General features: G+C 69.3%; 10 protein-coding genes and 2 tRNA genes. 2 read left to right on the top strand and 10 right to left on the bottom strand.

The window, feature by feature from the left end; translation table 11 throughout:
• Positions 1–48 precede the first annotated feature (48 nt).
• The 6 genes from leuS to ACRX5S_RS38795 form a co-directional block, all read right to left on the bottom strand.
• The gene (gene leuS / locus ACRX5S_RS38820) at positions 49–2,931 is read right to left on the bottom strand and encodes a leucine--tRNA ligase (protein WP_436777985.1); all 2,883 of its coding nucleotides are present in this window, start codon (positions 2,929–2,931) and stop codon (positions 49–51) included.
• 293 nt (positions 2,932–3,224) lie between these two features.
• Entirely contained in the window at positions 3,225–3,857 is a 633-nt protein-coding gene (locus ACRX5S_RS38815) for a lysoplasmalogenase family protein (RefSeq protein WP_436777984.1), read from the bottom strand.
• Positions 3,858–4,043: 186 nt separating this feature from the next.
• Positions 4,044–4,772 (bottom strand): gamma-glutamyl-gamma-aminobutyrate hydrolase family protein, encoded by a 729-nt coding sequence (locus tag ACRX5S_RS38810; protein WP_436777983.1) that lies wholly within the window; start codon positions 4,770–4,772, stop codon positions 4,044–4,046.
• A 56-nt stretch (positions 4,773–4,828) separates the two neighbouring features.
• The gene (locus ACRX5S_RS38805; protein WP_436777982.1) at positions 4,829–5,593 is read right to left on the bottom strand and encodes a 3-oxoacyl-ACP reductase; all 765 of its coding nucleotides are present in this window, start codon (positions 5,591–5,593) and stop codon (positions 4,829–4,831) included.
• 113 nt (positions 5,594–5,706) lie between these two features.
• On the bottom strand, positions 5,707–7,074 hold the full coding sequence (locus tag ACRX5S_RS38800) for an aldehyde dehydrogenase family protein (protein ID WP_436777981.1): 1,368 nt from the start codon (positions 7,072–7,074) through the stop codon (positions 5,707–5,709).
• Between the two features lie 130 nt (positions 7,075–7,204).
• The gene (locus ACRX5S_RS38795; protein ID WP_436777980.1) at positions 7,205–8,563 is read right to left on the bottom strand and encodes a glutamine synthetase family protein; all 1,359 of its coding nucleotides are present in this window, start codon (positions 8,561–8,563) and stop codon (positions 7,205–7,207) included.
• Between the two features lie 108 nt (positions 8,564–8,671).
• Here ACRX5S_RS38795 and ACRX5S_RS38790 point away from each other — a divergent pair, with 108 nt between their 5' ends.
• A complete protein-coding gene (locus tag ACRX5S_RS38790; RefSeq protein WP_436777979.1) occupies positions 8,672–9,469 on the top strand; it encodes a FadR/GntR family transcriptional regulator in 798 nt (265 codons plus the stop codon).
• A gap of 106 nt (positions 9,470–9,575) precedes the next feature.
• Here ACRX5S_RS38790 and ACRX5S_RS38785 read toward each other — a convergent pair whose 3' ends face one another.
• Positions 9,576–10,232, bottom strand: coding sequence for a signal protein (locus ACRX5S_RS38785; protein WP_436777978.1), 657 nt, complete (start codon positions 10,230–10,232; stop codon positions 9,576–9,578).
• Positions 10,233–10,486: 254 nt separating this feature from the next.
• Between ACRX5S_RS38785 and ACRX5S_RS38780 the strand changes: the two genes are divergently transcribed.
• Positions 10,487–11,314: a maleylpyruvate isomerase family mycothiol-dependent enzyme gene (locus tag ACRX5S_RS38780; RefSeq protein WP_436777977.1), complete on the top strand. Its 828-nt coding sequence runs from the start codon at positions 10,487–10,489 to the stop codon at positions 11,312–11,314.
• 625 nt (positions 11,315–11,939) lie between these two features.
• On the opposite strand, the gene ACRX5S_RS38775 is transcribed toward ACRX5S_RS38780, so the two are convergent.
• The 3 genes from ACRX5S_RS38775 to ACRX5S_RS38765 all read right to left on the bottom strand — a co-directional run bounded on the left by ACRX5S_RS38775 (position 11,940) and on the right by ACRX5S_RS38765 (position 13,005).
• Positions 11,940–12,012: transfer RNA gene (locus ACRX5S_RS38775), tRNA-Ala, on the bottom strand.
• Positions 12,013–12,060: 48 nt separating this feature from the next.
• Positions 12,061–12,133 (bottom strand) — tRNA-Ala (locus tag ACRX5S_RS38770).
• A 95-nt stretch (positions 12,134–12,228) separates the two neighbouring features.
• A complete protein-coding gene (locus ACRX5S_RS38765) occupies positions 12,229–13,005 on the bottom strand; it encodes a glucose 1-dehydrogenase (RefSeq protein WP_436777976.1) in 777 nt (258 codons plus the stop codon).
• Positions 13,006–13,103 lie beyond the last annotated feature (98 nt).

The raw sequence follows: 13,103 nt of genomic DNA, 5'->3' as shown, positions 1-13,103 counted from the left end.
GTCCGCGCCCGTCGGACCCGGTCCCCGTAGGCCGGGTCCGAGCCCGGCTCACGCCGGAACGATGTTCACCAGCTTCGGGGGCCGTACGACCACCATCCGCACCGCGGCGCCGCCCAGCGCCGACACGACCGCGGCGTCGGCCAGCGCCAGTTCGCGCAGCTCGTCCTCGCCGATGCCCGGGGGCACCTCCAGACGGGCCTTGACCTTGCCCTTGATCTGCACGACACACGTCACCGTCTCGTCGACGACGTACGCGGGGTCCGCCTCCGGGAAGTCGTGGTGCGCCAGCGAACCCTCGTGGCCCAGGCGCGCCCACAGCTCCTCGGCGACGTGCGGCACCAGCGGGGCGACCATCAGGACCAGCTTCTCCGCGATCGCGCGCGGCACCGCGTCCAGCTTGGTCAGGTGGTTGTTCAGCTCGATGGCCTTGGCGATCGCGGTGTTGAACCGCAGGCCCTCCAGGTCCTTGCGCATGCCGTCGATCGCCTTGTGCGTCGCACGCAGCGTGGCCTCGTCGGGCTCGGTCTCGACGACCCGCAGCTCGCCGGTCGACTCGTCGACGATGTTGCGCCACATGCGTTGCAGGAAGCGGTACGAACCGACGATCGCGCGGGTGTCCCAAGGCCGCGAGGCCTCCAGCGGACCCATGGACATCTCGTACAGGCGCAGCGTGTCCGCGCCGTAGTCGTCGCTGATCTGGTCGGGGGTCACCGAGTTCTTCAGCGACTTGCCCATCTTGCCGTACTCGCGCTTGACCTCTTCGACCCCGAAGAAGAACCTGCCGTCCTCCTCGGTGACCTCTTCGGCCGGCACGTAGACGCCGCGCGCGTCGGTGTACGCGTAGGCCTGGATGTAGCCCTGGTTGAACAGTTTGTGGAAGGGCTCGAACGACGAGATGTGGCCCAGGTCGAACAGCACCTTGTGCCAGAAACGCGCGTACAGCAGGTGCAGCACGGCGTGTTCGGAGCCGCCGACGTACAGGTCGACACCTCCGGAGGCACCCGCGGTACGCGGACCCATCCAGTACTTCTCGTTCTCGGGGTCGACCAGCACGTCCGCGTTGGTGGGGTCCACGTAGCGCAGCTCGTACCAGCACGAACCGGCCCAGTTGGGCATCGTGTTGGTCTCGCGGCGGTACGTGCGCGGCCCATCGCCCAGGTCCAGTTCGACCGTCACCCAGTCCTCGCGGCGCGACAGCGGGGTCTCGGGCTGCGAGTCCGCGTCGTCCGGGTCGAAGGTGCGCGGGCTGTAGTCGTCGATCTCCGGCAGCTCGACCGGCAGCATGGAGTCCGGCAGTTCGTGCGCGATCCCGTCCTCGTCGTAGACGATCGGGAACGGCTCGCCCCAGTAACGCTGGCGGCTGAACAGCCAGTCCCGCAGCCGGTAGGTGACCGTCGGCGCACCGACGCCCTCGGCAGCCAGGTGGGCGTCCATGGCCCGCTTGGCCTCGGCCACGTCCAGGCCGTTCAGGCTGAAGTCGGGGGTGGACGAGTTGACGATCCGCGCGCTCTTGGAGATGAACGCGTCGTCCCACGTCGCCGGGTCGGTCGATCGGCCGTCGTCGGGCTCGACGACGCAGACCATCGGCAGCTCGAACTTGCGGGCGAACTCGAAGTCGCGGTGGTCGTGTGCGGGCACCGCCATGATGGCGCCGGTGCCGTAGCCCGCCAGCACATAGTCGGCGATGAACACCGGAACGGCCGTGCCGCCCGCCGGGTTGATCGCATATGCGCCGGTGAACACACCGGTCTTGTCACGGCCTTCGGTCTGGCGCTCGACCTCGGTCTTGGACGCCGCCTCGGCACGGTACGCCGCGACCGCCTCCGCCGGGGTGGCCGCCCCTCCGGTCCAGGCCACCGGCGTGCCGGCGGGCCACGCGTCCGGCACGACGGCCTCGACCAGTTCGTGTTCGGGGGCCAGCACCATGTAGGTCGCGCCGAACAGCGTGTCCTGACGGGTCGTGAACACCCGTACGGACACGTTCTCGTGGCCCGCGAAGGCGAAGTCGATGTGCGCGCCCTCGGACCGGCCGATCCAGTTGCGCTGCATCAGCTTGATCGGCTCGGGCCAGTCCAGCGTGTCCAGGTCGTCGATCAGCCGGTCGGAATACGCGGTGATGCGCATCATCCACTGCTTCAGGTTGCGCTTGAACACCGGGAAGTTCCCGCGCTCGCTGCGCCCCTCGGCGGTGACCTCCTCGTTGGCCAGCACCGTGCCCAGCCCCGGACACCAGTTGACCGGCGCCTCGGACAGGTAGGCCAGCCGGAAGCCGTCCACGGCCTTCGCCTGCTCCGCGCGGCTCAGGTCGGCCCATACGCCGCCGCCCGGGACCGCCCGGGTGCCCTTCTCGAACTGCTCGACCAGGTCGGCGATCGGCCGCGCGCGGCCCTTGCCGCCGTCGGCCTCGGTGTCGTACCAGGACGTGCGCAGTTGCAGGAAGATCCACTGCGTCCAGCGGTAGTAGGCCGGGTCGATCGTCGAGATCGAGCGGCGCGGGTCGTGGCCCAGTCCCAGGCGGCGCAGTTGGCGGCGCATGGTGGCGATGTTCGCCTCGGTGGTGATGCGCGGGTGTGTACCGGTCTGCACCGCGTACTGCTCGGCGGGCAGGCCGAACGCGTCGTAGCCCAGGGTGTGCAGCACGTTGAACCCGGTCATGCGCTTGTACCGGGAGAACACGTCGGTGGCGATGTAGCCCAGGGGGTGGCCGACGTGCAGCCCCACACCCGACGGGTACGGGAACATGTCCATCACGAACATCTTCTCGCGGCCCGCGATGTCCTCGGGACCGGCCAGCGGGCCTACGGGATTCGGGGCCTCGAACGTGCCGTCCCGTTCCCAGCGGTCCTGCCAGCGCAGCTCGATCTCGCCGGCCATGGCGGCCGTGTAGCGGTAGGGCTCGGTCGGCTCGGCGGCCTGCGTCGTCTCGGTCATCGTCCTCAGGGCTCCCGGGTGCACACGTGTGCGTGTCGTAGTGGCCGTCGTGGTGACGCGGGTCTTGCCGGAAATACAAAAACCCCTCGCACAGGAGGGGTCGCCGCGCTGAGGTGGGCGACAGACCCCCATGGGAGGTGGTCGCCCGTCCTGGTCAGCGCGGCCCGGTAAGCAGCAGTACGGCACGCATAGCGACAGGGTACCGGATGGCGCTCCACCGGCTTCGCGATATCCCGGATGGGCGGGGTGGGACGGGCGGCGCGCGGCCTCGGGCGGACAGGCGGCGGACCGCGTCAGACGAGCGAGAGGACGAGGAGCATCTGCGCGAGGTGGTACGACACCGCGATGCTGATGTGCGCGTACGGCGTCTGCTCGCGGAACCGGTTCCACCCGGCCAGGGCGTCCGCGCAGTAGAAGAGAAACGCCCCCGCGACTGCGGTCGGCTGCCCTGTCGCGGAGGCCGCCACGACCATGAGTGAGAGCACGCCTATGTAGAGCACGACCGGCAAGGTCAGCATGGGACGCGTGGCACGTACGCCGATGACAAGCCGCACGGCGTAACCCAGGGTTGCGGCCAGGACGACCACGATGCCCGCGGCCGCCCACAGCCACGACCAGCCGACCTGCTGGAAGCCGACGACATATGCCATGTGCGCCGCGAGCGATGCCGACACAGCCGCGACGAACTGCCGCTCGCCGCCGAGTGTGAGCACATCGCGCGTCAGCGACAGGCCGAGGGCGATGAGGAAGGCGGCGCGCTGGCTCTCACTGGACGGGTCCAGCGCGGCCGCCACGGCTATGAGCGCCACGATGACGGCAGGCTTGGCACGTCGTTCGAACCGCAAATCCTCGCGTGCGACGGCGGCCCAGTCGGCAACCGCCAATATGGCGGCCACCGCGAACAGGGTCCACGCGAGGGGGGTCATGTCCGGGGACCATACTGATTGGTAACCGGAGAATTCGCGCATCGGCTCAGTACGTCACGCAACCGTGATACGCCCGAGTCCGGCCCGCGTTGTGGTGCGCGCCCCCGGTCCTTGACATCCACCGGCGTGTGCGCCGGAGCGCGCCGGGGATTGCCAGCGCTCCCCGGACACTCTCGGGAGGGCCGGTCAGGCCGAGACCGCCGCCGATGCCGATGCCAAGCGTTCCTCGGCCGCGGCCACAAGGCCCGCGAACGGCGACAGATCGTCGTCCACCTCCGGATGCCATTGCACCGCCACCGCGAAGGGGTGGCCAGGCACCTCCAGCGCCTCGATGGTGCCGTCCGGGGCCCGCCCGGTCACCACGAGGCCCGCACCTAGCGTGTCCACGGCCTGGTGGTGGTACGTCGCGACGTCCAACTCCGTACGTCCGTACAACTGCGCCGTGCGGCTGCCCGGGACCAGGGCCACCGGGTGCCGCCCGTACTGCCCGGGTGCGGGCGCGTGCCGCTCGTCGCCGAGCCGGTCCGGCAGGTGCTGGAGCAGCGTCCCGCCGCGCAGGACGTTGATGACCTGGATGCCGCGGCAAATGCCAAGCACCGGAATACGGCTGTCGAACGCGCGCTCGGCGAGCGCGAACTCGGCCGTGTCGCGCGCCGGGCGCACGAACCCGGTGCGTTCGTGCGCCTCGGCCCGGTACCTGCCGGGGTCGACGTCCCCGCCTCCGGCGATCACGAGCGCGTCGACGCGGTCCAGCGCCTCGGCGGCATCAGGTACGGACGGCGGCAGCACGGGCAGGCCGCCGGCGGCCGCGACGCGGTCGACGTACGCCTGGGGCAGGAGCGTCGCCTGCACATCCCACGCGGCCCATTTGGCCGGTTCGCTGTACGCGGTAATGCCGATGACGGGGCGGGGCATGAGGGATACCACCTGTCTCGCTGACGATGCCGTGGTCCGTGCGGGAGCGGGCAAGCCTAGAGCGGGGTCACGTAGGCACCCGAAATGCCGCCGTCGACCAGGAACTCGGCGGCGGTGACGAAGGACGCGTCGTCGGAGGCGAGGAACGCGACGGCCGCCGCGATCTCCTCGGCCTCGGCGAAGCGGCCGGTGGGGATGTGCACGAGTCGCCGTGCCGCGCGCTCCGGGTCCTTGGCGAACAGCTCTTGCAGCAGCGGCGTGTTCACCGGTCCGGGGCACAGGGCATTGACCCGGATACCCTCGCGGGCGAATTGCACGCCGAGTTCGCGCGACATGGCCAGTACGCCGCCCTTCGACGCGGTGTACGAGATCTGCGACGTGGCCGCGCCCATGCGGGCGACGAAGCTGGCTGTGTTGACGATCGAGCCCTTGCCCTGGCGCTGCATGTAGGGGATGACGTACTTGCAGCACAAGTAGACGGACGTCAGGTTGACCTCCTGCACGCGGCGCCAGGCGTCGATGCCGGTGGTCAGGATCGAGTCGTCGTCGGGCGGCGAGATGCCGGCGTTGTTGAACGCGACGTCGATGCGGCCGTAGGTGTCGAACGCCGCCTGGTACATGGCCTCGACGTCGGCCTCTGAGGTGACGTCGGCCTTGACGAACAGTCCGGCGACCGCATCCGCGGCAGCCTTCCCGGCGGTCTCGTCGACGTCGACGCACACGACATCGGCGCCCTCGGACGCGAGGCGCTTCGCGGTGGCGAGGCCGATGCCGCTGCCCGCGCCGGTGATGACGGCCGTACGGCCCTCGAAACGCTTCACTGTTCCTCCGTACTACTGGTGGTGCGGCGGTTTGCTGTTGGCGGGTTGGGGTGCTTGTTCGACGGGTGGGGGGCTTCGTTCGACGGGTGGGGGCTTCGTTCGCGGGCCTTCGGTCATTCCGTCGCAATGAAGACATTTTTTGTGTCAGTGAAGGCAGCCAGTGCGTCCGGGCCCAGTTCGCGGCCGAGGCCGGACTGCTTGAAGCCTCCGAACGGCGTCCAATAGCGCACCGAGGAGTGTGAGTTGACGGACAGATTGCCCGCCTCCACCCCGCGGCTGACACGCAGCGCGCGGCCGACGTCGCGCGTCCAGATCGACCCGGCGAGGCCGTACGCGGTGGCGTTGGCGATACGTACCGCGTCGTCCTCGTCCTCGAACGGGATCACCGCGGTCACCGGGCCGAAGATCTCGTCGGTGACGGTCCGGTCGCGCACGTCTGCGGGCGTCAGGACGGTCGCCGGGTACCAGAAGCCCTTGCCGGAGGGCACCGAACCGCGCATGGCCACGGGCGCGTTGTCGGGGACATACCCACGCACACGGTCGAGTTGGGCGGCGGACACGAGCGGGCCCATCTCGGTCCCGGGGTCGTTCGGGTCACCCGCCCGCACCGCGAGGATGTGCGGTTCGAGCAGTTCGAGGAAGCGGTCGTACGCCTCGCGCTGCACCAGGATGCGGCTGCGTGCGCAGCAGTCCTGGCCCGTGTTGTCGCAGAACGACATCGGGGCGGCCGCGGCGGCCTTCTCCAGGTCGGCGTCCGCAAACACGATGTTGGCGCTCTTGCCGCCGAGTTCGAGCGTCACGCGCTTCACCCCGCCCGCCGCGCGCGCCATGATCTCCTTGCCGACCGCCGTCGACCCGGTGAACACAATCTTGCGGACGAGTTCGTGGTCCACCAGCACGCGGCCCGCGACCGTGCCGCGGCCCGGCAGCACCTGGAACACGTCCTCCGGCAGCCCCGCCTCCAGAGCCAGTTCGGCGACCCTGAGGGCCGTCAGCGGCGTCAGCTCGGCCGGCTTGGCCACGACTGTGTTCCCGGCCGCGAGAGCGGGCGCCAGGCCCCATCCCAGGATCGGCAGCGGGAAGTTCCACGGCACGATGAGGCCGACGACACCGAGCGGTTCCTGGAAGGTGATGTCGATGCCGCCCGGGACCGGGATCTGACGTCCGGTCAGACGCTCGGGGGCACCCGCGTAATAGTGCAGGACATCGCGGAGGTTGCCCGCCTCCCAGCGCGCATTGCCGACCGGGTGCCCGGCCTCGGCGACTTCCAGGGCCGCCAGTTCGTCCGTGTGGGCGTCGACGACCTCGGCGAAACGGCGCAGCAGGCGGGCGCGGTCACCGGGCGCGACGGCGCGCCAGGCGGGGTACGCGGCGGCGGCGCGGCGTACCGCGGCGTCGACCTCGTCCGCACTCGCCATCGGCACGGACGCGACCAATTCCTCGGTCGCCGGGTTGATCACGTCGAAGATGTCGTCGGCCATTGCGGCCCTTTCTCTCTCTTGCCACGCCGTGCTGATTGCTGTGTTTCGCGGCAGTTCTGCGATGCGGGCGACCGCTCTTCCTCGTCGCCGCTGCGCACCTGTCGCCGCCGCCTGTCACCGCTTGTCGCCGCTACATGCGCTCGAATCCGCGGAACAACTCCCAGTCGGTGACCGCCGCTTCGTACGCGGACAATTCGACGCGCGCGGCGTTCGCGTAATGCGCCTGCACCTCCTCGCCGAACACCTCGCGCGCGAGTTCGCTCTTCTCCCAAAGGTCCAGCGCCTCACGCAGCGTAGTCGGCACGGTCTCGGCGCCGGAGGTATACGCGTTGCCCGTCTGCGGCTCGGGCAGCGGCAGTTCGTTGTCGATGCCGTACTGGCCCGCGGCGATCATGCCCGCGACGGCGAGGTACGGGTTGACGTCGCCGCCCGGGACACGGTTCTCGACGCGCAGGGACTGGTCGTGGCCGACGAGGCGCAGCGCGCACGTCCGGTTGTCGACCCCCCACTGCACGGCCGTCGGGGCGAACGTGCCCGGCTGGAAGCGCTTGTAGGAGTTGATGTTCGGCGCGTACAGCAGCGTGAACTCGCGCAGGGTGGCGAGCTGCCCGGCGAGGAAGTGAGCACCGGTGCGGGAGAGGCCGTACGGCCCGTCCCCGCTCAGCACCGGCCCGTCATCGGCTCGCAGTGACAGATGGATGTGGCACGAATTGCCTTCGCGCTGATTGGGCTTGGCCATGAAGGTCAGGCTCATGCCCTCCTGCGCGGCGATCTCCTTCGCACCGTTCTTGTAGATGCTGTGGTGGTCGCAGGTGCGCAGGGCCTCGGTGTAGCGGAACGCGATCTCGTGCTGGCCCAGGTTGCATTCGCCCTTCGCCGACTCGACGTACATGCCCGCGGCGGTCATCTCGTTGCGGATGCGACGCAATAGCGGTTCGATCCGCGCGGTGCCCAACACGCTGTAGTCGACGTTGTATTGGTTGGCGGGCGTGAGGTCGCGATAGCCGCGGTTCCACGCCTGCTCATATGTGTCGCGGTAGACGACGAACTCCAGCTCGGTGCCCACCATCGCGCGCTGCCCCAATTGCGCGAGCCGGTCGGTCTGCGCCTTGAGAATCTGCCGCGGGGACGCGACCACCGGGCGTCCGTCGGGCCAGGCCAGGTCGGCGAGCACCATTGCGGTGCCTTCGTTCCACGGCACTTCGCGCAGCGTCGCGAGATCGGACACCAGGACGAAGTCGCCGTACCCCGTCTCCCACGAGCTCATCGCATAACCGTCGACGGTGTTCATGTCGACGTCCACGGCGAGGAGGTAGTTGCAGCCCTCGGTGTGGTGCGCGAGGACCTCTTCGAGGAAGTAGCGCGCGGACAGGCGCTTGCCCTGGAGGCGTCCCTGCATGTCGGTGAAGGCGACGAGGACGGTGTCGATCGTCCCCTCGGCGACCCGGGCGCGGAGCCGGTCCACGTCGTACGGCCGGTCCCCTGGCACGGTCGCCCTCCCCTGCGTCACACCGCTCTCCCGTCGTCCGGCGATCGTTCGGGGCTATCCAATCTCATTGGTCTAACATCAGTCCATTGATTGGATGAAAGTGTTGGGATGAAAGAATCCGCGCGTCGAGGGGAGGGTGGTGCGGTGCCGACCGACGCCGATGAGCGCGCGTCCGAGCCCCGCGCGTGGGGCGATCCGACCGCCGACGCGGTGTTGCGGCCGGTCCGGGCGGGCAACGCGTTCGAGGAGACCGTCGAGCGGCTGATGGCCGCGATCAAGCTCGGCGTCGTACCGCCGGGCGCTCGCTTCCCGGCCGAACGCGACCTCGCCGCCCGCTTGGGCGTCAGCCGCATCACTCTGCGCGAGGCGCTCCGGGCGCTCCAACAGGCCGGCCACGTGGAGGTACGCCGCGGCCGTTTCGGCGGAACGTTCGTCACCGGCCCGCCGCCGACCCCGGAACCGGGCGAGGCGCGCCGCCGCGCCGAGGACATGGGCCCGGCGCTCGACGACGCCCTCACGTTCCGCGAGGTGCTCGAAGTCGGCGCGGTGCAGGTCCTCGCCACCCGGGGCCTCGACGCGGCCCAACGCGCCCTCCTCCTGGCCCGCCTGGAGGCCGTCGACACCGCCGCCCCGGAGGACTACCGCCGCCTCGACACGGCGTTCCACCTCACCCTGGCCGAACTGACCGGATCGTCCAGCCTCACCGCGGCCGCCGCGGACGTCCGCATGCGCCTCAACGACCTCCTGAACGCCATCCCGGTCCTGACCCGCAACATCGAACACAGCGCAATACAACACGCCGCAATAGTCCGAGCCGTCCTCACCACCGACCCCGAAGCCGCCCGCCGCGCAATAACCGAACACCTCGACGCCACAGCAGCATTGCTACGAGGCTTCCTCGGCTGAGCCGCCCGCGGGCAAGGGCAGCGCGGCACAATCAGGCGCCGCGGCCGAGCCGCCCGAGCAGCTCACACGCGAACAGTCCCGCCGCACTACTCGGCGTGCTGGTGGGTCAACCGACGTTGAGCGTGTACTCGACCGACAGTTTGAAGTCGTTGCTGACGCCGCTGATGGCGAGTTTGTGGGCACCAGGCGCGAGCGGGGCCAGCGTGAACCACAACCCGCAGCCCTGCGTGGACACTTCGTCCGCGTTCTTCGTCACGGGGTTGCCCGCGACGCCCGCAAACGTGATCGCTTCGGGACCGACCTTCTTCACATCGACCGGGCTGCCGTCCAACACCACTTCGCCGTCAGACGCAGCGATGTGCTCCTCGCACTGCTCGGCGGTGTCCGCCGTGAAGTTCAGCAGCGGGCCGGCAAGCGTCCGACCAGCGGGCACCGTACACGTACGCTTCGCGTCGCCGCCGAACGTCCCGGCCACGAACCACACATCGTCGGGCTGCCCCTGCGCGCACTGCTGCCCCGTCATATCAGCCACCGGATTGGACGCCTCCGGCTGCGACGCCGCCCAACCCCACCACCGCGCCTGAAGGTCCGCGACCTCCTGCCCACCCGGAGCCGCCGGAATGGGCGTATCGGAAATCTCAGCTCCCGACGACGCGGCGGAAGGCTCCTTGTCGTCCGAACTGCACGCGGAAAGCGTCATCGCAGCACAGACAACCAGCGCAAACGAGGCAAGAGAACTACGGCGGAGGGTCACGGCGATCATCGTAGATCCGCCGCCTCCCTCCCACACCAAAACCCGCCGCACGCCTGCCAAGCCTCATGCGTCCCCCAAGGTCGGGTTGCCCCGTCGCTTCACACCCGGCCAGATCCCACCACCAAGGCACGATGCGCACCGGTCGCGAGTCGGCGAGGAGTTCACCCGATGTGCACTCAGCCCCACAGGCTCGCGTCCCACCTGTGGTCGTCGGGCGAACAAATTCCCGCGCGTCGGGCATCGACAGCACGTACCGTCAGCGCATGATCTTCGGTCCGCCCATCGACGTCCGCCGACTTTTTCCGTTGGAGCGACGAGCTCTGATCGAGCTGCTCCACGCGCTGGGTCCTGAGGACTGGGCCAAACCGACAGTGTGTCCCGGCTGGGACGTCCATGACGTGGTGGGCCATGTGCTCAACGACTACATGCGACGCCTCTCGGGCAGCCGCGACGGGTACGCCGGGGCCGTCTTCGCAAGCGACGACACGCTGCCGACATACCTGGCGCGCACCAACGACGAGTTCGTCCGAGCGAGCCGCCAGCTCAGCCCGCGGCTACTGACGGACCTGCTGCGGCATCTGGGTACCGAGTTGGACGCGGTGTGGTCGACCAGGGACCTCCACGCACTGGCTGACCTTGACGTCTCGTGGGCCGCCTCGGACGTCCCCAGCCCGGCATGGCTGGACATCGGCCGTGAGTACACCGAGTTCTGGGTGCACCAGCAGCAGATCCGCGACGCGGTCTCCTGCCCCGGCGCGGACGAACCCGAGCTCATGGCCCCGGTCCTGGACATCTTCGCCCGAGGTTTGCCGGCCGCCCTCCGGGCACACACACGGCCGGACGGCACCGCGGTTCGCCTTGAGGTGAGCGGACCGTCCGGCGGCCGATGGGACGCGGTGCGGCAGGACGACCGGTGGCGTCTGGGAACTCCCGAGCGGGAGCCGGCCACACACGTATCGATGAACGAGGACACCTTCTGGCGCCTGGCCACCCGGGGGATCCCCGTCGAAAGCGCCCGCGAGCGTTCGCAATTGAGCGGGGACCGCGAACTGGCCAATGCCGTGACCGAGCTTTTCGCGGTCGTCGGGTAATGGGCCGTGCCTCCGCACGCCCGAGCAAGACTTCCCCCGTTCCCGCGCAAACGCGAAACTCGGCCGGGCCCCGGGGAGTCGTACGGGCCGTGGAACAACGCAACCCTCTCGAAGCGACCGACCTACGAGCCGACTACGAGGCCCTGACGCACCCCCACGGGCCATCCACCTAAGGCAGGTACCATCGCCGCACTCGTGGGCGGTTCCGCGACTGGGTGCGACACGGTCCCGAAGCCAAAGCGTCCGGCCGTTGGGCGCGTTGCCGCCGCCAAGTTCACAAAACGTCGGACATGCAGCGCTGACCAGGGGAGCCGGGGCGAGCGCAAGTTGCGCACCGGTCGCGGGAGCTCTGATGTGGTGTGGCCCGATGGCCGGCGCAATCGGCGGCAACCGCCTCGCTCCACTGACACGGACAGGCAGTTCCGCACCAAAGGTCGTCGAGCTGTGGCCCCATCCCCGCAGTGGAACCCGTACCCACCCCGGGCCAGAACGCCGGCAGGTTCAAGAACCGCCCCGGAAAGAGGGGGTGCGGGTGGCGAAGCCCCCGCCGCGGCGAAGCCGCCAAAAAGAACAAAGTCACCCCCCGCCCGCGCTTATTGCGGGCAGGGGGTGACCAGTGACTTTGTGGAGCTAAGGAGACTTGAACTCCTGACCCCCTGCATGCCATGCAGGTGCTCTACCAGCTGAGCTATAGCCCCGGGTGGCCGCGCGGAGGCGGCCGGTTCAGTTTGTGCTGCGTGTGTGAGTGGAGCTAAGGAGACTTGAACTCCTGACCCCCTGCATGCCATGCAGGTGCTCTACCAACTGAGCTATAGCCCCTCACCCGGCCACCGGTCGCCCGGCTGGCCAGGGATTACTTTACATGCTTGGCGTGCCAACTTCCTAACCGATATGGCCTGGGGCAAAAGCGCAGGTCAGTAGCGCCCCGGAGGGGGGACGGCGCCCGCCGTCATGCCGCCGTCGACGACCAGTTCGGCGCCGGTCATGTAGGAGGACGCGTCGGAGGCGAGGAAGGCCACGGTCTCGGCGACCTCCTCCGGGACGGCGACGCGGCGCAGCGGTACGGCCGGGAACTTGCCGGGGCCGCGTTCGACGCCGACCTTGGCGATCATCGGGGTGTCGATCACGCCGGGGTAGACCGAGTTGACGCGCACGCCGTGCTCGCCGACCTCCAGCGAGACCGTCTTCGACAGCCCGCGCACCGCCCACTTGGTCGCACCGTAGGCGGAGTGCGACGGGAGACCTTCGAGGCCCGACTGCGACGAGATGTTGACGATCGAGCCGGAGCGCTGTGCCTTCATCGTCGGCAGGACCGCCTGCATGCCGAGGAACACGCCGTGGAAGTTGACCTTGAAGATGCGGTCGAGGCCGTCGACCGTCTCGTGCTCGAAGGGCTTCGTCCAGTAGATGGCCGCGTTGTTGACGAGGACGTCTATGCGGCCGAAGTTCTCCAGGGCGGTGGCGACGACCTTCGCCCAGTCCTCCGGCGAGGAGACGTCGTGCCGCACGAACAGGGCCGCGTCGCCGAGTTCGGCCGCGACCTTTGCGCCCTCCTCCTCCAGGAGGTCGGTGAGCACCACGCGCGCGCCCCGGGCGACGAACAGGCGTGCCTCTGCCTCGCCTTGGCCGCGCGCGGCGCCGGTGATGATTGCGACCTTGCCGTCGAGCTGGTCGGCGAGTCGGGGTGCCATGGGGTGCTCACCTTCTCTGAAGACAGAACGGAAGACTTGAAGCAACGGAAGACTTGAAGCAAGCGAACGGGGCGGCACCTCTCGGCACCACCCCCGCT

The sequence above is a fragment of the Yinghuangia sp. YIM S09857 genome (genome assembly GCF_051388915.1).
GTDB lineage: Bacteria > Actinomycetota > Actinomycetes > Streptomycetales > Streptomycetaceae > Yinghuangia.
The sequence above is the reverse complement of the archived record's forward strand: the minus strand, read 5'-3'. Positions and strand labels throughout refer to the sequence as shown.